Origin of the sequence: Nocardioides sp. URHA0032, from assembly GCF_000620645.1 — a bacterium.
GTDB lineage: Bacteria > Actinomycetota > Actinomycetes > Propionibacteriales > Nocardioidaceae > Nocardioides.
Genome location: NZ_JIAV01000018.1, coordinates 191386 through 212173, shown reverse-complemented (window position 1 = coordinate 212173; position 20788 = coordinate 191386). Strand labels below are relative to the sequence as shown.

The following is a 20788-nucleotide window of genomic DNA, read 5'->3' as shown; positions in this document are numbered from 1 at the left end:
CGAGGCGCGGGCAACGGCGAGCAGATCCGGGTCTCACCAGGCGGTCAGGAGCGCCGTCGTGCTCGGTGCGCCCACGGGTTGCGGCAGCTGGTCGAGACGGTCCAGTAACGAGTGGCAGCGCTGGTGCAGGCAGGACGCCGGCCTCGGCCCCTCGGTCGGTCGGTCACCTTGTCGAGCAGTTCACCCCAGCTGTGCGCGCAGTTCGTCGCGACGCCTTTCGAGCTCACCGACGATCGCTTCCTGCTGCTCGGCCTCGTAGATGACCTGCGAGCGATCCTCGATGTCGGTCGGTCCGGCGTCGTTGAGACCATCCCGCAGCTCGCGGGCGGTCTGCCTCAGCTCTGCGATCTGTGCCTCGAGACGTGCAAGCTCAGCACGCGGTTCCTCGTCCACCATGTCGTCCGCCTCCGGTTTCACGCTAGCGGGTCGACGGACAGGTCGCACCCCCGCCTGCCGTGGGCCGTCGCCTCTTGCGGCCCGTTCGATCAGGTCGGCCACGGGCGCCGGTCGGGTGATGTAGACGGCGTGGGTCGCCGGCAGCTCCACCACGGTCGATCGGGCTCGGCGGGCCATGGTGCGCTGGGTGGCCGGCGGGAGCTCGCGGTCCTGGGTGGCGACCAGGTACCAGCTGGGCCTGGTGCGCCAGGCGGGATCCGTGACCGTGCCGGTTGCGGCGTCCGTCCCCCACGGCACCTCCGCATCGGACATGAAGGCCGCGAGGTCGTCGGGGAGGTCTGCGCCGAACGACTCATGGAACTTCTTCGGGTCCTGATGGATGAAGCCGCCCCGAGGTGGCAGTCCCGGCATCTGGGGCGCACCGGACGGGAACGTGTCGATGAGGGTGTTGACCGACTCATCGGCATCCGGTGCGAATGCTGCCACGTAGACGAGGGCTCCGACCTTCGGATGGGTTCCGGCCTCGGTGATGACGGCGCCGCCGTAGGAGTGGCCGACGAGCACGACCGGCCCGTCCTGCGCATCGATGACCAGCCGCGTCGCGGCGACGTCGTCCCGTAGGGAGACCGTCGGATTCTGCACGACCGCGACCTGGTAGCCGTCCTGGGTGAGCAGGTCGTGGACCGGACGCCACCCTGATCCGTCCACGAATGCGCCGTGGACCAGCACGACAGCCATGGGTTTCCGCGAACCACGCCGAGCCAGCACGTCAACTCCTCTCCCGTCGGACCCTCTCCGCGGTCAAGCGCTCTCGTTCGCGTGACGGACCCCGGCCTCGACTTGCTGCCCGACGTCGGCATCCACGCACCGCCAGTAGGCGAACGCCCGTTCGAGGACTGGGGCGGTGACACCGGCCAGCAGGTGACCGACGATGTTGGACACCAGCCGGTCGCGCTCTGCGGCGTCCATCACGTCACGCACCAGGGCGCCCGCCTGGCCCCAGTCGTCGTCGTCCGCATGCAGCGTGGCCGCCTGGCGTACCAGGTCGCCCGCGGTGTGCCACCCGTCCGGCTCCCCGAAGCGCACGGTGTCCGCCCGCGGGCCGCCCTTGGAGTTCGGCGCGTAGACCGGGTCCGACACCTTCCGGTACCGCATGGCGCCGTCCTTGCTGTAGCTGTGCACCGGGGAACGCGGCGCGTTCACCGGCAGCTGGTTGTAGTTCGTCCCGATGCGGGCGCGGTGGGCGTCGGGGTAGGAGAACATCCGGCCGAGCAGCATCTTGTCGGGGCTGGGGCCGATGCCCGGCACCATGTTGCTGGGCTCGACGGCGAGCTGCTCGATCTCGGCGTGGTGGTCCGTGGGGTTGCGGTCGAGCGTCATCCGGCCGACCTCGACGAGCGGGTAGTCGGCGTGCGGCCACACCTTCGTGACGTCGAAGGAGTTGAACCGGTAGCCGGCCGCTTCCTCGAAGGCCATCAGCTGCACCTTGAGGGTCCACGAAGGATGCTCGCCCCGAGCGATCGCCTCGAACAGGTCTCGCGTGTGGTAGTCGCTGTCGGCGGAAGCCAGGGCGTCGGCCTCGTCCTGGGTGAGGCACTCGACCCCCTGGTCGGAGATGAAGTGGTACTTCACCCAGGTCTTCTCGCCGGAGGCGCTGATCCACAGGTAGGTGTGGGAGCTGTACCCGTTCATGTGCCGCCAGGTGCGCGGGATGCCGCGGTCTCCCATCAGGTAGGTCACCTGGTGCGCGGACTCCGGCGAGAGTGTCCAGAAGTCCCATTGCATGTCGTGGTCGCGCAGGTTGCTGTCGGCACGGCGCTTCTGCGACCGGATGAAGTGCTGGAACTTGAGGGGGTCCCGGATGAAGAACACGGGCGTGTTGTTGCCGACCATGTCGTAGTTGCCCTCGCTGCTGTAGAACTTCACCGCGAAGCCCCGCGGATCGCGCCAGGTGTCCGGGCTGCCGCGCTCCCCGGCCACGGTGGAGAACCTCGCCACCAGGTCCGTCCTCGTCGCCGGCTGGAAGACGGCTGCCCTGGTGTAGGCGCTGACGTCGCCGGTGACCTCGAACCGGCCGAAGGCGCCACTTCCCTTGGCGTGGGGCTGTCGCTCGGGGGTCCGCTCCCGGTTCCACTGCGCCATCTGCTCGATGGCGTAGTGGTCGTGCAGCAGGATCGGTCCGTCGGCACCGACCGTCAGGGAGTGCTCGTCGCTCCCCGCCGCGATGCCGGCATCCGTCGTGGTGTGGGGGGGTTCGTCGTGGGGCATGGGACTCGTTCTCCTGGTGTGGTCGGTGGTCCGGTGTCCCCGGGCTCACCCTCCACCCCACGGTGGGCCGAACCGCGCTCCGGTCGCATCCGCCACTGGCCAGCCTCGGGCGGCGTCGTACCGAGCTCGATGGCGAACGTTGTCGTCCCCAGGTCGTGACAGTGCCTCGCCTGACCACGGAGACTGGTGCTCCGCGCCGCGATCAGCCGGCTCGTCCGAGCGAAAGGAACTGTGGTGACCACACGAAGTGACTTCTCGGAGGACGACTGGAGCCGGCTCGTGCGGTCGCCGTTCGTGGCCGGACTGGCGATCTCGCTGGCCGATCCAGGGGGCCCGATCGAGGCGGCGAAGGAGTCGATGGCGACGCTCAGGGCGGCCACGAACCCCTCGAGCCGGGAGGAGCTGGTCACCCAGCTGGCGCTCGACGTCCAGGCCGAGATCCAGCAGAAGAGGAACCCGCTCAAGGGCTACCGGCCGACCTCGGAGGGCACGGCACCCACCGGAGACCAGGTGCTCGTCGAGCTGGCGGCCGTGCACGCCATCGTGGCCGCGACGGCCACCCCGGAAGAGATCGCGGCCTTCGCGGACTGGCTGGTCTCCGCGGCGCAGGCTGCCGCGAACGCCGCCAAGGAGGGTGGCTTCCTGGGGTTCCACGCCGAGCAGGTCAGCAAGGGCGAGAAGGAGATGGTCGACCGGGTGCGCGCCGCCGTGTCCTGACCGGCCCGCCCTCGCGCTGGTCCGGCGGGGGTACTAGGACCATTGGGTAGTAGACGCCGGGCCGGGCGGGTGGTCTGCTCGGGAGCGGTGTTGCTCGACCAGCCGGCTCCAGCAGCGGGGTTCGGTCCAACCAGCGGCACGCGGGCCTCGGGGATGTGGAGGCCTTGTCTTCTCGGGGTGGCGTGATCTCAGTTTCGGTGGGGAAACGATGGTGCGCTCAGGACCTACCCGGGTCGCGCTCGTCGACAGGCACGACCTGTTCAGCGACTGCCTCCGTGCCGTGCTCGAAACGCGCGGTTTCGCCTACCACCGGGTGCCGATCCCTGCCGGTACCGACCAGGATGACCTGGTCCGGTCGCGGCTGCTGGAGGTGCGGCCCGACGTCGCGCTCGTCAACGCGAACCTCGGAGTGGCCCGCCGAGTCGGAGCATTGATCGGGGAGGTGTCTCGAGGAGGTGTCGCTGTCGTCGTACTCGTCGATGTCGACGACGAGGTGCGGTGGGGCCAGTACCTGGCTGCAGGCGCGCGGGCAGTGGCACCCATGAGCGGTTCGCTCGCGTCAGTGATCTCCGCTGTCCGGAGACTTGGTCGGGGCGAGCCGGTGCTCGACCGTGCCGAGCGGGACCGGCTGATCGCCCTGGGGCGCCGCCGGAACGCGGAGGTCCGGGCAGCCGCTGGTCGGATCGAGCGGCTGTCCGCGCAGGAAGGTGCCGTGCTGCGCGAGCTGATGGCCGGTCATGCCGTGCCCGAGATCGCCACGGCACACCGCGTCGCGGTCGCGACCGTGCGCACGCAGGTCAAGGGAGTGCTCGCCAAGCTGGAGGTGAGCTCGCAGCTCTCCGCCGTCGCCGTGGCACACGTCGTCGGATGGACCGAACACCCGACGAACGCCGCCTGACGGCGAGGATCGCAGGAACGGGATGCTGGGTCATCTCGTTCAGAGCCTCCGGATCTCGGTCAGGTCGAATCAGATGCGGTTGAGGAATCGGGCGACGCCGCGCCGTACCGGGCCCGTCATCCCGGGCATCGGGTCTGCGGTGGAACGGTCCGGCACTGATGGCCAGGACCCGGCACGGGCCTGACGACAGCGGGCCAGCTCCTCGGGCGTCGGACGTCGGCCGAACACCCGGATGAACTGGTGGACGGCGCAGTGGTCGTCCAGTCCGGCGAGAGGAATCTGGTTCTTGTGTCGCACGCGATCACCCTTCTTCGGTGCAACGCCCCTGCTCGACGTTGCCCGTGCAGTACCCCAAACTGGGCGCGGGATCCACACCCAGAGGGGCGATGCTGGGGCGATGCTCAGCGTCGACGAGTCCGGTCTCGCGATGATGCTCCCCGTCGCCCTGCTCCCGCCAGGCTGCCTCACAGGGACGGCCCGGTTAGTGTGCTTTTCCGTTCCCCGGGCTCGAGGGGGCCCCATGCCGGAGTCGGCGACCAAGGAGGGTCATGATCGACGTTGTCGAAGCCTCGATCGCGGAGGTCCGTGCGGCGCTCGAGTCCGGAGCCGCGACGGCCGTCGAGGTGGTCGGAAGCTACCTGGCCCGCATCGACCGCTACGACGGCGCGGGTACGGCCACCGCACTCAACTCCGTCGTCGTGCGCGCTCCTGATGCGCTTGCCCAGGCAGCAGCGTCCGACGCTCGCCGCAAGGCCGGAGCCGTCCTGGGACCCTTGGACGGGATCCCGTACGTCGCCAAGGACAGCTACCTGGTGGCTGGGATGACCGCCGCGGCGGGCAGTCCCGCGTTCGCGGACGTGGTCGCACAGCACGACGCGTTCACCATCAGCCGACTGCGGGGCGCGGGAGCGATCTGCCTGGGCAAGACCAACATGCCCCCGATGGCCAACGGAGGCATGCAACGCGGGCTGTACGGCCGTTCGGAGAGTCCGTACAACCCCGACTTCCTGGCCGCGCCGTACGCCTCCGGTTCCTCGCACGGATCGGCCGTGGCGCTCACCTCGAGCTTCGCGACCTTCGCGATGGCCGAGGAGACGTGGTCGAGCGGGCGAGGTCCGGCCTCCAACAACGCCTTGTGCGCCTACACCCCGTCGCGTGGCCTCATCTCGGTGCGCGGCATCTGGCCGCTGACACCTTCGATGGATGTCGCGGTTCCCTACGCGCGGACGATGGCGGACCTCCTAGAGGTTCTCGATGTCCTCGTCGCGGACGACCCTGACCCCAGTGGCGATCTGTGGCGTCTTCAGAACTGGATCCCGCTTCCGGCCCCCCGGGACGTCAGGCCTGCCTCCTACCTCTCCCTGCAAGAGGGGCCCGACTCCCTCACCGGTTTCCGGCTCGGGGTGCCGCGCATGTACGTCAACGCCGACCTGGACGCCGGGACCGGCACCGGACCTTCCTTGGGAGGACCGACGGGCAAGCCCATCCGCACCCGCGACAGCATCATCGACCTGTGGCGCGAGGCACGCCGCGACCTCGAGGCGGCCGGTGCCGTCGTCGCTGACGTCGACTTCCCCGTGGTTGCCAACTACGAAAGCGATCGTCCGGGCGGTGCGATGATCGACACGCGCGGTCTGGTCCCGTCCGCCTACCGCGAGCACGAGGACACCGAGCTCACGGCATGGGCCCTCGACGACTTCCTGCGGTCCAAAGGCGACCCACGGCTGCACCGCCTGGTGGACGTCGACCCGTCGCTCATCCAACCGGACGAGCCGGGCACGCTTCCCGGGCGGGAGGGCGACGACCTGGGCGCCGATCTGGCCGACAGCGTGGACATCGCCGAGCGCGGCATCACCCCGTGGTCCCGGATCCCGACCATGGAGGACGGCTTGCGGGGACTCGAGGAGACCCGCCGGATCGACCTCGAGGACTGGATGGCGACCCACGGCCTGGACGCCATCGTCTTCCCAGCGGTCGCCGACGTGGGACCTGCGGACATGGACCGCGACCCGTACGCGGCCGACCTCGGGTGGCGCAACGGTGTGTGGGTCGCGAACGGCAACCTGGTCATCCGACACCTCGGGATCCCCACTGTCACCGTCCCCATGGGCACCATGAGCGACATCGGCATGCCAGTGGGCCTGACCTTCGCCGGACGGAGTTACAGCGACGACCTGCTCCTTCGGCTCGCGAGCGCCTTCGAAGCCACGCGCACCCGCCGCACGCCACCGCCCCGGACACCGCGCCTCGGCTGAGCATCCCGCTGGGCACCGGTGAGCTGCCGTCGGGCGGAGGACGACGTACGGGTTGCTCGGCGCGCCGGAGGGTACCGGCGGGCCGATGCCCGCCATACCGGACCGACCTTGGAGGACTCGTGGACGTCGATCGCCGCCGTGAACGGAACATCATGATCGAAGGTGCAGCCGACGAGAGCCTGGCGAACCTCCGCGTCGTGGAGAGTGGGCAGCGATGACGCCCCTGGAGCCGACACCGGAGACGGTCGAGGCAGTGAACGAGCTCGACCCGTCAGCAGATGACGGCGCCCTGCTGGCCCGGCTGCGCGGGTTGGCGAACCAGGCGCAGGACATCGTCCCCGACCTGGTGGGAGTGAGCATCGCTCGCCTTGACGAGGACGTCACCTTCACCCTGGTGGCCACCTCCAAGGAGATAGCGGTTCTCGATGCCATCCAGTACGCCGCTGACGGGCCATGTGTGGACGGCGCCCTGAACACCCAGGTTCGGGAGTTCAGGGACGATGACCTCCTCAGCGAGGAGCGGTGGCAGCTCTTTGCCCAAGCGACCGCGGCGCACACGGTGCGCAGCACCCTGACCCTGCCGATCATCACGGCCAGTCGGGCAGTGGGCACGGTCAACCTCTACGCCGCATCGCGGCGCGCGTTCGTGGGTCACCACGAACAGCTGGCGGACGTGTTCGGCGCGTGGGCCGCCGGCGCTGTCACCAATGCGGATCTCTCCTTCGCCACGCGTCGCGAAGCGCAAGCAAGCCCTGGCCGACTCCGCGAACACATCCTGATCGATGTTGCAACCGGCATCCTCGCCGCTGAGCTCGGCCTCGGCATCGATGCCGCGGAAGCCCACCTCCGAGACGCTGCCCAACGCGCCGGGGTCGACGCGGTCGACCTCGCCCGGGCCGTCATCCGTGCTCGTGAAGGTCGGGAGGCGTCAGATCCGTAGCCCTTCGGCCCCGGCTGCAGGAAGGCAATGACAGCAGCGCCCGCGAGGTCGGCCCGGCGTCAGGGACGGCGGACCGAGACGAGTTGGAACCTCTCCTCGCCGCCGGCCATGTCGGACTCCCGGATGACGCCGAGGTGGGGGCCGTAGAGCTTGACCGAGACGACGCCCGGTTCGAGCCGGCTCCATTCCAGGGATCGGACAACGTGGTGCACGGTGCCATAGGCGACCTCGGCTGCGAAGCCGCGCTGCACGATCCAGGCTTGGTCCTCGGCGGACCCGCGCTCGAACTCCTGGCGGTACGCGTCGGTGGGCCGGGGGCTGCGGGGCATGATCGTCCCAGCCACCGCGCCCGCGACGCCGGCCTGCCAGGAGCCCTCACGGCTCTGCACGTCTCCGTGCCGGTCGTAGGTCGCGGTCCGCTCGCCGAAGTACCAGACGTTGCCACGGTCGTCCGCGGCGTACCAGTCCGAGGTCTTCTCCGCGACGCTGCCATCGGAGCGTCGGAGCACGTCAGAAAGCACCCGAGTGCGAACGCCCTGGATGATCCTCGTACGGTGAGTGACCCCGACCCTCTCGGTGAGGTGCTGCCTGCCGTCACGGCCGCGGTAGCGGAACACCGTGCCCGGACGGAGCGGGAAGTAGCTGTTCGGTGCCGGGTGCCGGAAGTTCGCCGGCTCCATCGCTCGGGCGGTGGACCCGGCGAGGGTGCCGTGGGATGCGTCGGCGGAGGTGGCGACCGTCGCCACGGTTCCCGCCGCTGCGGCGGCCAGCACGGCTGCCGCCGAGATTGCGACTCTGGTCCTCATGGGTCTGCTCCTTGCCTCGTAACCTGGTTCGCGGCCTGCCTCGAATGACCTGCGGGGACGACCGGAGGCCGAGCGCGGCGGTTCGGCGCGGGAGGAGCAGGGACGTAGAACGTCCTCTGCGGCCCGCCGTCCACGCCGTTGAGTCAGCTGCCGGGGGGTTGGCCGTCACCCTCGATGACCACGACCTTGTATTCCTCGTCGAGACGCACGTCGACGGTGGTGCCGTCGGGCTCGGTGACCTCGACCTCGTAGGTCGCGCCGTTCTCGTTGTCGGTCTCGACGCTGTTCGCGGTCCCTCCGCCGGTCGCCTCGAGCGCGGCTCTCGTCGCAGCGTCCGCCTGCTCCTGGGTGTACTGGTGGCTGGAGGATCCGTCGTCCCCGCTCGTCGCGACGGCGACGCCTCCGGCGGTGACGGCCAGTGCCGCCCCAGCTCCTGCGGCGGCGATGACCACCCGCTTGCGCATGACTGTCCTTTCCCGACTCCTCCCGGGTCTTCACCGGCCTGGCTCCAGCCTGCGACGTAGCTGCTGAAGCCACCCTGAATCGCCCGTGCGCGGCGAGTGGGAACCGGTGGCGTGGACCCGGCTCGGTCCCGGCTCGGTCAGCGGCTCGTCAGCGCGCGTTCAGGTGCAGGGTGCGATCGTGATCGCGTGCGGATCTTGGTGGTCGAGGACGACAAGCAGCTCGCGGCGGCGCTGCGTCGTGGTCTGGAGGGCGAAGGGTATGCGGTCGATGTCGCTTCGACCGGCACCGATGGCGAGTGGTTCGCCGCCGAGAACGCCTACGACGCCATGGTCGTCGACCTGATGCTGCCCGGTGTCCCGGGCGACATCTTGTGCGCGCGGCGTCGCGACTCCGGAGACTGGACGCCGATCCTGATGCTGACCGCGAGGAGCGGGCCCGAGCAGGAAGCAAAGGCCCTCGACGCGGGGGCCGACGACTTCTTGTCGAAGCCGTTCTCGTTCATGGTGCTCACCGCGCGGCTGCGGGCGCTGGTACGACGCGGCAGCCGCGAACGGCCGACCGTGCTCGAGGTCGGCGATCTGCGACTGGATCCAGCGATCCACCGTGTCTGGCGCGGTACGGCCGGCATCGACCTCACCCCGCGACAGTTCTCCCTGCTGGAGTTCTTGATGCGGCACCCGGACCAGGTCCAGTCGAAGGCGACGATCCTGGAGCACGTGTGGGACTTCGCCTACGACGGGCACCCGAACATCGTCGAGGTGTACGTGCGCCAGCTGCGCCAGCGCATCGACGAACCGTTCGGGCGGACCTCGCTCCAGACGGTCCGGCTGGTCGGCTACCGGGTCACTGACGACCGGGCACCTCAAGGGCCGGCGAAGCCGGAGCGGGCCGAGCCAGGGGAGCTCAGCGCATGAGGCGTCGGCTGAGCCTGCGAGCACGAGCCACCTTGTTCGGCGCCCTCGCCTTCGCGGCACTCCTGGCGCTCGGGTCTGCGTTGTTGGTCGCGACGTTGGAGGGCCGGCTGACCGATGCCTCCGACCAGCTGTCCCGATCGCGAGTCGACGACCTGCTGACCCTCGCGTCGACGGGGGACCTGCCTACGGCGCTCCGGAACGTCGACGGCAACGGCGTCGCCCAGGTGGTCGACGCCGACGGTCATGTGCTGGCAGCGTCGCCGAACATCAAAGGGCGACCGGCCGTAGCCGATCTCCGGCCGGGTGCGTCTCTCCAGACCGCCACGTTCCGGGCGCCCGACGACAGCGAGACCGAGACGTACCGCTTCTGGTACGCCTCCGGCCCCAGCCCGGAGGGCACCGTCACCGTCTATGTCGGAGACAGCCTGGAGACGGTCTCCGAGGCGTCCGCAGCGCTGAGGCGGTCGCTCTGGCTGGGGATCCCTGTGGTCGTCGTTCTCCTCGGTGTCGTCATCTGGCTGCTGCTGGGCCGGGTCATCGGACGGCTGGACCGGATCCGGGCCGAGGTCGATCGGATCTCCGAGGAGTACCTGCACACACGGGTCGCTGGCGATGGTGTCGACGACGAGGTCGGACGACTGGCCGCGACGATGAATGCGATGCTGGAACGGCTCGACGCCGCGGCCCAGCGGCAGCGGGACTTCGTGGCGGACGTCTCCCACGACCTCCAGAGCCCACTGGCCGCCCAGCGGGTCGCACTCGAGGTGGCGCTGGCGAGACCGAACGAGATCGACGCAGGTCGGCTCCGTGCCGATGTGCTCGGCGCCACGACGGACATGGAGCACCTCGTCGGCGACCTGCTGGTGATCGCGTCGATGGAAGCCAACGGACCCCCGGCGCCCGCCATGATCGATCTCGACAGCCTCGTTCTTGAGGAGGCCGCGCGCGCCCGGGTCAACGGACGGGTAGAGGTCGACACCTCCGCGGTGTCGGCCGCGCCGGCGTACGCGAACGCCGATGACGTCCGCCGGGCGGTCCGCAACCTGCTGGACAACGCCGTGGCGCACGCAAGGTCCACAGTCGTGATCGCCGTCGACGCTTGCGAGGACGACCACGAGGACGGCGCGGACCCCGCTCCTCCTCCTCGAGCTCCTCGTCCGGCAGCCGGAACTCCCGAGGAGCCCACGTGCACCCGCTGGGCGTGGTTGCTGGTCGCCGATGACGGACCCGGCGTGCCGGCCGACTCCCGGGACCGCATCTTCGACCGGTTCTACCGCGCCGAGACGTCACGCACCCGCAACGGCGGAAGCGGACTCGGCCTTGCCATCGCTCGCGGCCTCGCGGAGCGCAACGGCGGCCACCTCGACCTCATCGCCGCCGACCGCGGCGCCACGATGCGGCTCCTCCTCCCAGCCGCGCCCCGAGTCCTTGGCCGGTGACGGTCCGGCCCCGCTGGGGAGACCTGGGGGAGTCCTCAGCGGGGCCGCGCGTCCATGCAGGTCAGCGGCAGTTGAGCCGCCGGGGTCAGATGTCGTAGTAGAGCTCGAACTCGTGCGGGTGCGGACGCAGCTGGACGGGTGCGATCTCGTGGGTGCGCTTGTAGTCGATCCACGTCTCGATCAGGTCGGGCGTGAACACGTTGCCGACGGTCAGGAACTCGTGGTCGGCCTCGAGGGCGTCGAGGACCGCGCCGAGCGAGGTCGGGACCTGGTCGATCTCGGCCATCTCGTCCGGCGGGAGCTCGTAGATGTCCTTGTCGATCGGGGCGGCCGGCTCGATCTTGTTCTTGATGCCGTCGACACCGGCGAGCATCAGCGCGGAGAACGCGAGGTAGGGGTTCGCCGACGGGTCGGGGAACCGGGTCTCGATGCGCTTGGCCTTCGGGTTCGAGCCGGTGATCGGGATGCGCACCGACGCGGAGCGGTTCCGCGAGGAGTACACCAGCGAGATCGGTGCCTCGAAGCCCGGCACCAGGCGGTGGTAGGAGTTCACGGTCGGGTTGGTGAACGCCAGCAGCGACGGCGCGTGCTTGAGGATGCCGCCGATGTACCAGCGCGCGACGTCCGAGAGGCCGCCGTACCCGGTCTCGTCGTAGAATAGCGGGTCGCCGTCCTTCCAGAGCGACTGGTGGACGTGCATGCCCGAGCCGTTGTCGCCGAAGATCGGCTTCGGCATGAAGGTGACCGTCTTGCCGGCCTCCCAGGCGGTGTTCTTGATGAGGTACTTGAACTTCATCACGTCGTCGGCGGCCTTGAGCAGCGTGTCGAAGCGGTAGTTGATCTCGGCCTGGCCGGCGGTGCCGACCTCGTGGTGGGCCCGCTCGACCAGCAGGCCGCAGGCCTCGAGGTTCTTGACCATCTCGTCGCGCAGGTCGCCGTAGTGGTCGTACGGCGAGACCGGGAAGTAGCCGCCCTTGAAGCGGGTCTTGTAGCCCCGGTTGTCGCCCTCCTTGCCGGAGTTCCACCAGCCCTCGACGGAGTCGATGTGGTAGTAGCCCTCGTTGGCGGTGGTGGAGTAGCGGACGTTGTCGAAGATGTAGAACTCCGCCTCGGGAGCGAAGAAGGCCGTGTCCGCGATGCCGGTGGTGTTCAGGTACGCCAGCGCCTTGCGCGCGATGTTGCGCGGGTCGCGCGAGTACGCCTCGCCGGTGATCGGGTCGTGGATGAAGAAGCTCAGGTTCAGCGTCTTGGCGGTACGGAACGGGTCGACGTACGCCGTGGACGGGTCCGGGAACAGCGCCATGTCGGACTCGTTGATCGCCTGGAAGCCCCGGATCGAGGAGCCGTCGAACGCGAGGCCGTTGTCGAAGACGTCCTGGCCGAACGACGAGACCGGGACGGTGAAGTGCTGCTCGATCCCGGGCAGGTCGACGAAGCGCACGTCGACCATCTCGACGCCCTCGTCCTTGATGAACTTGAGCAGCTCGTCGCTGTTCTGGAACATTCGTCCTCCTTGGCTGGACGCGGGGGTCCAGCCGTGAAAAAAGCCTCTGCGAACCAGCGGCCGGTGCGGCACTGCACCAACCGGTGTCCGCACCGTATGCACGGGCAGTTTCTCGACCGTATCCGGTTTGTTTCCGGCATGTAACAGGTGGTCGGTGACCGGACCCGCGGGGGAGCGTCCTACGCTGGCCGGCGTGCCGAGCCCTCAGACACTGCCCTACGAGACCGCGTCCTGGGGCCGCCGGGCGCTGGCGCTGATCGTCGACTGGATCGCCAGCACGTTCGTGGTCGTGCTGTTCATGGGCTGGTCGGACTACTCCAGGACCGGCGGCCCCGGCAGCGTCTACGTGCTCATCGTCTTCGTGCTCGAGTCGGCGGCGCTGACCTGCACCGCGGGCGGCTCGTTCGGCAAGCTCGCCACCCGGCTGCGCGTGATCAACGTCGAGACCGGCGGGCGGCTGGACCCGTTGCGCTCGCTGGCTCGCGAGATCCTGGTGGCGCTCGTCATCCCGCCGCTGGTGTTCCGCCCGGACCGCCGGGGCCTGCACGACATCGCGGCCGGCTCCGCGACGGTCACCCTCCAGGTCATGAGGGCAGCCGGATAGCCCGAACGGGCCACGTCCGGTGCTGGGGGTGGCCGTCTACCCTGAGTGACATGCGCCGGACCACAGGAACTCGAGCCGTACGCCGTACGGCAGCCGCGACGATCGCCGTTCTCGCCCTCGGAGGGCTCGCGGCCTGCAACAGCGACGACAAGACGACCGCCACCGACCCGTCCGCCTCGGACTCCTCGACCGGGGCGGCGCTGGCGAGCAGCCTCTCCGAGGGCGACACCGTCGACCCTGCGGAGTTCGTGCAGACCGTCGAGGACGGGGTCAAGGCCAGCACCACCGCCCACATGACGATGGACATCTCCGCCGGCGCAGCCGGGAAGATCACCGCCGAGGGCGACGTGGACTACACCTCGACCCCGCCGAGCATGGCGATGACGATGACGCTGCCCGCGGCCGCGGCCGCGGCCGGCGACATGGACATCCGGATGGTCGACGGCGTGATGTACCTGTCGATCGGCCAGCTCACGCAGGGCAAGTTCTGGAAGATCGACCCGTCCGACCCGAACGGCCCGCTGGCCGCGATGGGCATGGACAAGATGATGGACCAGATGGACCCGGGCAAGGCGCTCGAGCTGATGAAGGGCGGCATCTCGAAGGTCACGTACGTCGGCGCCGAGGACGGCCTCGACCACTACGCGCTCACCATCGACATGAAGAAGATGATGGCGTCGATGGGCGCGGACCTCCCCGAGGCCGCGCAGTCCCAGCTGCCGGACTCCGTGACCTACGACCTGTGGCTCGACGACCAGAACCGGTTCACGAAGATGAGCATGGACAACCTGCCGATGGGCGGCAGCGACGCCTCCATGGAGATGACCGTCTCCGACTGGGGCAAGGCCGTCGACATCCAGGCCCCGCCGGCCGACCAGGTCATCAAGATGCCCGACCTCGGCTCGATGATGCAGGGCCTGACCAGCGGGTCGGGCAACGCCTGACCGGGTCTCGATACCGAGACCACTCGCGGGTCGAGTAGCGAGCGCCAGCGAGCGTATCGAGACCTACCGGCCCCGCATGTTCTGGCGCATGCCCTTCATGCTGGTCGGCACCGGGCCCTTCGGCAGCGGGATGTTCGACCGGTTGGCGTCCAGCGCCTTGAGCCGGTTGAGGATGTCGGTCATCTCGGCCGGCTTGACCCGACGCCCGAGCTTCTGGAGGTGCTTCACCAGCTTCGGCAGCGGCACCTCGCCCTCGCCGTTCCCGCACACGACCTCGTGGATCGGGGTGTCGGTGGCGACCCGCTCGTGCTTGCGGCGCTCGGCGGTCATCAGGCCGCGCAGCCGGTGCGGGTTGCCCTCGCCGACCAGGACGATGCCCGGAGGGCCCACCACCCGGTGCACGACGTCCTGCTGCTTGTTGAACGCGATCACCGGCTCGGACTTCCAGCCCCGGCGCAGGGTCCGGAGCGCGGCCGCGGCGGCGCCGGGCTGGCCCTCCATCTGGGCGTACGCCGCGCGCTGGGCGCGCCGGCCGAACACGATCATCGCCAGCAGCGAGCCGAGGAGCAGCGCACAGACGATCGAGAGGATGGTGCCGAGCACGCCCTCGCCGGGCAGGAACCAGAACACCGCGAAGCCGACCACGGCGCCGACCAGGAACGAGCCGATCAGCCACACGCCGAGGCGCGGGTCGGAGCGCCGGGCCATCCGGTAGGTCTCGACGAACTGGGCGCGCCGGCTCATCTTCTCCGGGTCGACGGGCTTCGGGTCCTTGGCCATCGTGTGTGGTGCCTCGTTCTGGGTCAGGAATGGGCGGTCAGGCGGTGGCGACGCCCGCGCGGGCGTCCATGGCCTGACGGTACAGCCGACCGGCGCGGTACGACGAACGCACGAGCGGCCCGGACATCACGCCGGAGAAGCCGATCTGGTCGGCCTCGTCCTTGAGCTCGACGAACTCCTCGGGCTTCACCCAGCGCTCGACCGGGTGGTGCCGCACCGAGGGGCGGAGGTACTGGGTGATCGTGATCAGCTCGCAGCCCGCGGCGTGCAGGTCGCGCAGCGCCTGCGAGACCTCCTCGCGGGTCTCGCCCATGCCGAGGATCAGGTTGGACTTGGTGACCAGCCCGAAGTCGCGGGCCTGGGTGATCACGTCGAGGGAGCGCTCGTAGCGGAACGCCGGGCGGATCCGCTTGAAGATCCGCGGCACGGTCTCGACGTTGTGCGCGAGCACCTCGGGGCGCGACTCGAAGACCTCGCGGAGCAGGTCGGACTTGCCGTTGAAGTCGGGGATCAGGTTCTCGACGCCGGTGCCGGGGTTGAGCTCGTGGATGACCCGCACGGTCTCGGCGTACAGCCACGCCCCGCCGTCCTCGAGGTCGTCGCGGGCGACGCCGGTGATCGTGGCGTACTTCAGGCCCATCGTCTGCACCGACTCCGCGACCCGACGGGGCTCGTCGCGGTCGAGGGGCTGCGGCCTGCCGGTGTCGATCTGGCAGAAGTCGCAGCGCCGCGTGCACTGGTCGCCACCGATGAGGAACGTCGCCTCGCGGTCCTCCCAGCACTCGAAGATGTTGGGGCAGCCCGCCTCCTGGCAGACCGTGTGCAGCCCTTCGGACTTCACCAGGCTCTGCAGGTGCTGGTACTCGGGGCCCATCCTGGCCCGGGTCTTGATCCACTCCGGCTTGCGCTCGATCGGGGTCTCCGCGTTGCGCACTTCGAGTCGAAGCAGCTTGCGTCCTTCGGATGAGGGAGCTTGCGTCACGTGGACCAACTGTACGCGGCGGCCCGAACGGCCCCTACGGCACGTCGCGCCGCCGGAACGACACCACCGACGCGCCGATGGTGAGCACCAGCGCCGTCCCGTAGTAGCCGGCGCCCCGGGCCAGCGAGAGGTGCCGGGTGGGGTCGCACCCGTCGGCGGCCGTGTCCTGCCCGGGCCGGCTCTGGTAGCAGGACTGGGGCACCTCCACCCAGTACGTCGTCCCGTTCTTCACGATCGCGGAGACGTTCTTCTGGGGCTGCCACTGCTCGCCGATCCCGAGGGTGGCGATCACGATCCCGCCGGCGACCGCGACCCCGAACAGGACGCCGATGGTCGCCACCGTGCTCCGGAACAGCATCGTCAACGCGTAGCCGCCGAGCGCCGCGGCGGTCGCGTACGCCGCGCCCCGCCAGCCGTAGGCCATCGAGTCCCGGAGCGCTCCGTCGACGACGGGCAGGTCGCGCGCCTTCACCGTGGCCCAGATCGTCAGCCAGTACGCCGTGCTCACCAGCGCCGAGGCGACGAGCGCGACCAGGGTCACCGCGATCGCCTTGGCCGTCCAGATCCGGGTCCGGCGTGGCTCGAAGAGCAGCTGGTTGCTCATCGAGCCGCTGTTCCAGTCGTGACCGACGAACGTCGTCGCGGCCAGCAACACCAGGGTGGTGAGGACGGCGACCACGCCCATGCCGGAGCCGCCGGTGCGCTCGCGGGCCAGGCTCAGCTTCTCGCGGCCCGTGTTCCACTCGACGATCTGGTCGGTGCACGCCTGCTCGTCGGCGCTCGGGGGCAGCCCGAAGCGGCGCGGGTGCTCCGCGCACATGGAGATCTGGCCGGCGTTGCCGTGCACGACGGAGGCGATCTCGCCCTCGGACACCGGACGGGTGGACCAGACCCGGGCGGCGGCGATGAGCGCGGGGATCACCACGGCGAGCAGGAGCAGCACGAGCACCGCGCGCCGCCAGCGCAGCCGGGTCAGCTCCACGCCGACCAGCCGGGTCACTGTCCGGCCCCCAGCTCGGTGCCGGCGGTGAGCTCCAGGAACACCGACTCCAGGTCGCGGCGTACCGGCGTGAGCTCGGTCAGCCAGATCCCGGCGGCCCCGAGGGTCCGCGTGAGCTCGGCGGGCCGGTCGGTCTCGACGACGAGGTCGTCGGACACCGTGAAGCCCGCGTCCCGCAGCGCCAGGACGGCCGCCCCGGGATCGGGCGCGCCGACCCGGTACGCCGTGCTCGCGCCGACGAGCTCGTCGACCCGGCCCGACGCGAGCAGCCGACCCTGGCCGATGATCGTGGCCGAGGTGCACACCTGCTGCACCTCGGCGAGGATGTGCGAGCTGAGCAGGACGGTGACGCCGGACTCGCCCAGCCCGCGGATCGTCTCGCGGATCTCGCGGATGCCGGCCGGGTCGAGGCCGTTCGTGGGCTCGTCGAGGATGAGCAGGTCCGGCTGCTTGAGCAGGGTCGCCGCGATCGCCAGCCGCTGCTTCATGCCGAGCGAGTAGGCCTTGTAGCGGTCCCGCTCGCGGCCGGTGAGCCCGACCGTCTCGACCGCCGTGTCCACCATCGTCGCAGGGGCGCCGATCGACCGGGCCAGGAGGAGGAGGTTCTGGCGGCCGGTGAGGTTCGGGGAGAACTTGGGGCTCTCGACGACGGCGCCGATCCGGCCGATGACGCGAGGGAGCCCGGACGGCACCGGCTGGCCGAACAGCCGCATCTCGCCCGCCGTGGCCCGGGCCAGCCCGAGCAGCATCCGGATCGTGGTGGTCTTGCCGGACCCGTTGGGCCCGAGGAAGCCGTGCACGCCCCCGGCCGGCACGGCCAGGTCGAGCCGGTCGACCGCGACGCGGCGGCCGCGGCGGCCGGCGAACTCCTTGCGCAGTCCGGAGGTCTCGATGACGAGGTCAGTCACCGGCGAGAGGCTACGGCGTGATCAGCTCGATCCGGGGCTGGCGCGCGGGGTCGGGCCGCGCCTCGTAGTCCGGGGTCGCGTCGTACGGCGCCCAGGAGAGGTACTCGCGCAGGTGCCGTTCGACGTACGGCGTGACCGCGGCGACCGTCACGTCGCGCCCCAGCTCGCGGCTCAGCGAGGTGACGCCGGCGTCGGCGATGCCGCACGGCACGAACCGGTCGTACCAGCCCAGGTCGACGTCGCAGTTGAGCGCGAAGCCGTGCATGGTCACGCCGCGGCTGACCCGGATGCCGAGGGCGGCGACCTTGCGCTCCGGGCCGCGCTCGTCCGCCCGGAGCCAGACGCCGCTGCGGCCGGGCACCCGGGCGGTCACCACGCCCAGGTCGGCGCAGACCCGGATCAGCGCCTCCTCGACCCGGCGGACGTAGTCGACGACCTTGACGTGGTCGGGGAGCGTGACGATGGGGTAGCCGACCAGCTGGCCGGGGCCGTGGAAGGTGATCTTGCCGCCGCGGTCGACGTCGATGATCGGCGCACCCCCGGGGTCGAGCGGGCGTTCGTGCGGCTCGGTGCGCTTGCCGGCGGTGAACACCGGCGGGTGCTCGAGCAGCAGCACGGTGTCGTCCTGCGCGCCGTCGGCGACCCGGGCGTGGACCTCGCGCTGGAGCTCCCAGGCGGCGAGGTAGTCGACGGTCCCGACGTCCTCGAACTTCACGCCCTCGAGCCTACTGCCGACCCGAGGAAGGCCAGCTCGGCGGGCAGCATCCGCCGCCAGTACGCCGGGTCGTGGGCGCCGGGCTGGAAGCTGCTCGTCACGTCGGCGTCGTCGGGGAAGGCGTGCACGTAGTCCTGGACGTCGCGGTAGAACGGGTCACCGGTGCCGACGTCGATGCGCACCGGGATGCCGTCCAGGTCCTCCTGGTGGCCCAATACCGAGTACTTGTCGTACTCCTCGGCATCGACGAAGCCGGACTTCGACGCGCTGCCCGCGTCGCTCCAGATCGCGGGACTGGCCGCGACGACCGCGGCGACGCGCTGCTTGCCGAGGTCGCCGGCCAGGCGCAGGGCGCCGTACCCGCCCATCGACCAGCCGATCAGGCCGATCCGGTCGGTGCGCACGCCGTGCCCGCGCCGCAGCAGCGGCAGCAGCTCGTCGGTGACCATCGCGGACGCGTCCTCCCCGTCGGGACGCAGGTGCCAGTACGACGCGCCGCCGTCCGCCGCCGCGATCGCGAACGGCGGGACGCCGTCCGCCACGGCCGCGGCGAGGTACTGGGGCAGTCCGAAGGACGGCCCGGTCAGCGAGCCGGAGTCCTCGCCGAGGCCGTGCAGCGCGACCACCAGCGGGACGTGCTCGTGGTGGCCCGGGGGATGGATCAGGACCCAGCCGGTCTCGGCCCCGAGGCGAGCGCTGGAGACGAACGTGCCGTGCTCGACCTGCCCCGGCTCGACGTCCGGGATCGTCCCGGCGGCGCCGTTGAGGTGCAGGGTGGACTGCAGCCACGGTCTCCCCGGCAGGACGCCCTGCTCGACGCCGGCGGCGGCACCGGCCACGAGGACGGCCCCGGCAGTGGTGCCCCCGAGCAGGAGCGTGCGACGGCTCAGCACGGGTCGAGTGTGGCACTCCCTGTGGAGGAACCCGGGCACGACCCGCGGAACGGGTAGGTGGTCCCCGTGCTCCCCGCCCTGCTGCTGCCGACCGTGCTCGCTCTCGGGCCGGCGCCCGCCGACGTCCTGCACGCGTGGGACGAGCGGCGGGCGGCCGCCTGGGCGAGGGGCGACGTGGCCGGCCTGCGGTCGCTGTACGCGCCGGGGTCGGTCGCCGGCCGCCGCGACGCGACGATGCTGCGGGCCTGGTCGGCGCGGGGGATGCGGGTGAGCGGGCTGCGGATGCAGCTGCTCCGCGTGCACGTCCGGGCGCGTACGCCGGCCGCGCTGGTGCTCGAGGTGACCGACCGGGTGGCCGGCGGGATCGCCGTACCCGGTCTGCTGACGCTGCCCCGGGACCTCCCGACCCGGCACGTCGTGACGCTCCGGCAGCTCGAGGGGGAGTGGCGGGTCTGCTCGGTCCTCAGCCCAGCCCGGTCCGGATGACCTCGTGGACGGTGCGGTCCCGGAACCGGTAGCCCGCAGCCTCGAGGACCGCCGGCCGCAGGTTCAGCGACCCCAGCGCCTCGGGTGCCAGCCGGCCGGCCCCCCGCTCGATCGCGAAGGTCGGGACTCCCACCCGCGCCCGACGGCCGAGCGCCCGCGCGAGCGCGTCGGTGAACTCCCGGTTCGTCGGCGTCTCCGGGCTGCAGAGGTTGACCGGTCCGCTGACGTCGTCGTGCTCGACGAGGTGCGTGACGCCGCCGACCCAGTCGCGCAGGCTGATCATCGCCATGTGCTGCCGGCCACTGCCGAGCCGGGCGCCGAGGCCGAGCCTGGTCAGGATCCGCAGCTGTTTCAGCGGTGCGCTCTCCCGGTCGATGACCGGCGCGGTGCGGAGGAAGCAGACCCGGGCGCCGGCCTCGGCGGCCGGGGCCGCGACGTCCTGCCACTCGCGGGTGACCCGGGTGAGGAAGCCGTCCCCGCGGCTGTCGGACTCCTCGGTGACGACCTCGTCGCCGTGGTCGCCGTACCAGGCGACCGCGTTGCCGGCCAGGAACGCCGGCTTGCCGGCGCTCGCCGCCACCGCTTCCGCGAGCACGGTCGTGGTCGTGATCCGGCTCTCCCGGAGCTCGCGGGCCCAGGTCCTGGAGTGCGGGTTGCCGACGGTCGGGGCGCCGGCCAGGTTGACCACCACGTCGGCGGCCTCGATGACGTCGCGGTCGAGCTCACCGGCGTACGGGTCCCAGGTCGACTCGCCGGGTCCCGACGCGGGCCGCCGCACCAGCGCCACCACGGAGTGGCCGCGGCCGGTGAGCCCCTCGGCGAGGTGGGTGCCGAGGAACCCCGATGCCCCGGCGATCACGACGGACTTCGGCAT

The 20788-nt window shown here is 70.6% G+C and carries 21 protein-coding genes; 9 read left to right on the top strand and 12 right to left on the bottom strand.

Annotated elements, in window-relative coordinates; all coding sequences use genetic code 11:
• Positions 1–180 precede the first annotated feature (180 nt).
• Positions 181–1164: an alpha/beta fold hydrolase gene (locus N538_RS24325; RefSeq protein ID WP_231496163.1), complete on the bottom strand. Its 984-nt coding sequence runs from the start codon at positions 1162–1164 to the stop codon at positions 181–183.
• Between the two features lie 33 nt (positions 1165–1197).
• A complete protein-coding gene (locus N538_RS24320) occupies positions 1198–2664 on the bottom strand; it encodes a catalase (RefSeq protein ID WP_036569826.1) in 1467 nt (488 codons plus the stop codon).
• Positions 2665–2898: 234 nt separating this feature from the next.
• Between N538_RS24320 and N538_RS0107865 the strand changes: the two genes are divergently transcribed.
• The 4 genes from N538_RS0107865 (at position 2899) to N538_RS0107850 (ending at position 7474) form a co-directional block, all read left to right on the top strand.
• A complete protein-coding gene (locus tag N538_RS0107865) occupies positions 2899–3381 on the top strand; it encodes a hypothetical protein (RefSeq protein WP_028636865.1) in 483 nt (160 codons plus the stop codon).
• A 280-nt stretch (positions 3382–3661) separates the two neighbouring features.
• The gene (locus N538_RS0107860; protein WP_197025269.1) at positions 3662–4279 is read left to right on the top strand and encodes a helix-turn-helix transcriptional regulator; all 618 of its coding nucleotides are present in this window, start codon (positions 3662–3664) and stop codon (positions 4277–4279) included.
• A 548-nt stretch (positions 4280–4827) separates the two neighbouring features.
• Positions 4828–6534 (top strand): amidase, encoded by a 1707-nt coding sequence (locus N538_RS0107855; protein ID WP_028636863.1) that lies wholly within the window; start codon positions 4828–4830, stop codon positions 6532–6534.
• Positions 6535–6748: 214 nt separating this feature from the next.
• A complete protein-coding gene (locus N538_RS0107850) occupies positions 6749–7474 on the top strand; it encodes an ANTAR domain-containing protein (RefSeq protein WP_028636862.1) in 726 nt (241 codons plus the stop codon).
• Between the two features lie 59 nt (positions 7475–7533).
• On the opposite strand, the gene N538_RS0107845 is transcribed toward N538_RS0107850, so the two are convergent.
• Both N538_RS0107845 and N538_RS24315 read right to left on the bottom strand, forming a co-directional pair.
• Entirely contained in the window at positions 7534–8280 is a 747-nt protein-coding gene (locus N538_RS0107845) for a hypothetical protein (protein WP_155992001.1), read from the bottom strand.
• 143 nt (positions 8281–8423) lie between these two features.
• Positions 8424–8744, bottom strand: coding sequence for a PepSY domain-containing protein (locus N538_RS24315; RefSeq protein WP_051548962.1), 321 nt, complete (start codon positions 8742–8744; stop codon positions 8424–8426).
• A gap of 186 nt (positions 8745–8930) precedes the next feature.
• Here N538_RS24315 and N538_RS24310 point away from each other — a divergent pair, with 186 nt between their 5' ends.
• Both N538_RS24310 and N538_RS0107830 read left to right on the top strand, forming a co-directional pair.
• Positions 8931–9659: a response regulator transcription factor gene (locus N538_RS24310; protein ID WP_051548960.1), complete on the top strand. Its 729-nt coding sequence runs from the start codon at positions 8931–8933 to the stop codon at positions 9657–9659.
• Positions 9656–11098, top strand: coding sequence for a HAMP domain-containing sensor histidine kinase (locus N538_RS0107830; protein ID WP_081790350.1), 1443 nt, complete (start codon positions 9656–9658; stop codon positions 11096–11098). The genes N538_RS24310 and N538_RS0107830 overlap by 4 nt, the downstream gene beginning before the upstream one ends.
• A gap of 85 nt (positions 11099–11183) precedes the next feature.
• On the opposite strand, the gene glnA is transcribed toward N538_RS0107830, so the two are convergent.
• Positions 11184–12602 carry a type I glutamate--ammonia ligase gene (gene glnA, locus N538_RS0107825; RefSeq protein WP_028636859.1) on the bottom strand — a complete coding sequence of 473 codons (1419 nt, stop codon included), beginning with the start codon at positions 12600–12602 and terminating at the stop codon, positions 11184–11186.
• A 193-nt stretch (positions 12603–12795) separates the two neighbouring features.
• On the opposite strand from glnA, the gene N538_RS0107820 reads away from it, so the two are divergent.
• Both N538_RS0107820 and N538_RS0107815 read left to right on the top strand, forming a co-directional pair.
• Entirely contained in the window at positions 12796–13206 is a 411-nt protein-coding gene (locus tag N538_RS0107820) for an RDD family protein (protein WP_231496162.1), read from the top strand.
• A 50-nt stretch (positions 13207–13256) separates the two neighbouring features.
• On the top strand, positions 13257–14150 hold the full coding sequence (locus N538_RS0107815) for an LppX_LprAFG lipoprotein (protein ID WP_028636857.1): 894 nt from the start codon (positions 13257–13259) through the stop codon (positions 14148–14150).
• 63 nt (positions 14151–14213) lie between these two features.
• On the opposite strand, the gene N538_RS0107810 is transcribed toward N538_RS0107815, so the two are convergent.
• Genes N538_RS0107810 through N538_RS28925 form a run of 6 tightly spaced genes read right to left on the bottom strand, consistent with a single transcriptional unit; the run spans position 14214 to position 19428 of the window.
• Positions 14214–14930 (bottom strand): DUF4191 domain-containing protein, encoded by a 717-nt coding sequence (locus N538_RS0107810; RefSeq protein ID WP_028636856.1) that lies wholly within the window; start codon positions 14928–14930, stop codon positions 14214–14216.
• Between the two features lie 37 nt (positions 14931–14967).
• Positions 14968–15912, bottom strand: coding sequence for a lipoyl synthase (lipA, locus tag N538_RS0107805; RefSeq protein WP_028636855.1), 945 nt, complete (start codon positions 15910–15912; stop codon positions 14968–14970).
• 34 nt (positions 15913–15946) lie between these two features.
• Positions 15947–16912: an ABC transporter permease gene (locus tag N538_RS0107800; protein ID WP_028636854.1), complete on the bottom strand. Its 966-nt coding sequence runs from the start codon at positions 16910–16912 to the stop codon at positions 15947–15949.
• Positions 16909–17820, bottom strand: coding sequence for an ABC transporter ATP-binding protein (locus N538_RS0107795; protein ID WP_028636853.1), 912 nt, complete (start codon positions 17818–17820; stop codon positions 16909–16911). The genes N538_RS0107800 and N538_RS0107795 overlap by 4 nt, the downstream gene beginning before the upstream one ends.
• Positions 17821–17830: 10 nt before the next feature.
• The gene (lipB, locus tag N538_RS24305; RefSeq protein ID WP_036569824.1) at positions 17831–18535 is read right to left on the bottom strand and encodes a lipoyl(octanoyl) transferase LipB; all 705 of its coding nucleotides are present in this window, start codon (positions 18533–18535) and stop codon (positions 17831–17833) included.
• Entirely contained in the window at positions 18532–19428 is an 897-nt protein-coding gene (locus N538_RS28925) for an alpha/beta hydrolase (RefSeq protein ID WP_028636852.1), read from the bottom strand. The genes lipB and N538_RS28925 overlap by 4 nt, the downstream gene beginning before the upstream one ends.
• Before the next feature lie 66 nt (positions 19429–19494).
• On the opposite strand from N538_RS28925, the gene N538_RS28920 reads away from it, so the two are divergent.
• Positions 19495–19914 carry a hypothetical protein gene (locus N538_RS28920; protein WP_197025268.1) on the top strand — a complete coding sequence of 140 codons (420 nt, stop codon included), beginning with the start codon at positions 19495–19497 and terminating at the stop codon, positions 19912–19914.
• Here N538_RS28920 and N538_RS0107775 read toward each other — a convergent pair.
• Positions 19892–20788 (bottom strand): TIGR01777 family oxidoreductase, encoded by an 897-nt coding sequence (locus N538_RS0107775; RefSeq protein ID WP_028636850.1) that lies wholly within the window; start codon positions 20786–20788, stop codon positions 19892–19894. The genes N538_RS28920 and N538_RS0107775 overlap by 23 nt on opposite strands.

What these genes read in the sequence shown, in the direction of transcription:
- N538_RS0107830 (WP_081790350.1), top strand. Translation starts at nt 9,656, where the DNA reads ATGAGGCGTCGGCTGAGCCTGCGAGCACGAGCCACCTTGTTCGGCGCC.
- glnA (WP_028636859.1), bottom strand. Translation starts at nt 12,602, where the DNA reads ATGTTCCAGAACAGCGACGAGCTGCTCAAGTTCATCAAGGACGAGGGC.
- N538_RS0107815 (WP_028636857.1), top strand. Translation starts at nt 13,257, where the DNA reads ATGCGCCGGACCACAGGAACTCGAGCCGTACGCCGTACGGCAGCCGCG.
- N538_RS24320 (WP_036569826.1), bottom strand. Translation starts at nt 2,664, where the DNA reads ATGCCCCACGACGAACCCCCCCACACCACGACGGATGCCGGCATCGCG.
- N538_RS0107775 (WP_028636850.1), bottom strand. Translation starts at nt 20,788, where the DNA reads ATGCCGAAGTCCGTCGTGATCGCCGGGGCATCGGGGTTCCTCGGCACC.
- N538_RS0107855 (WP_028636863.1), top strand. Translation starts at nt 4,828, where the DNA reads ATGATCGACGTTGTCGAAGCCTCGATCGCGGAGGTCCGTGCGGCGCTC.
- N538_RS24315 (WP_051548962.1), bottom strand. Translation starts at nt 8,744, where the DNA reads ATGCGCAAGCGGGTGGTCATCGCCGCCGCAGGAGCTGGGGCGGCACTG.
- N538_RS0107810 (WP_028636856.1), bottom strand. Translation starts at nt 14,930, where the DNA reads ATGGCCAAGGACCCGAAGCCCGTCGACCCGGAGAAGATGAGCCGGCGC.
- N538_RS0107845 (WP_155992001.1), bottom strand. Translation starts at nt 8,280, where the DNA reads ATGAGGACCAGAGTCGCAATCTCGGCGGCAGCCGTGCTGGCCGCCGCA.
- N538_RS0107850 (WP_028636862.1), top strand. Translation starts at nt 6,749, where the DNA reads ATGACGCCCCTGGAGCCGACACCGGAGACGGTCGAGGCAGTGAACGAG.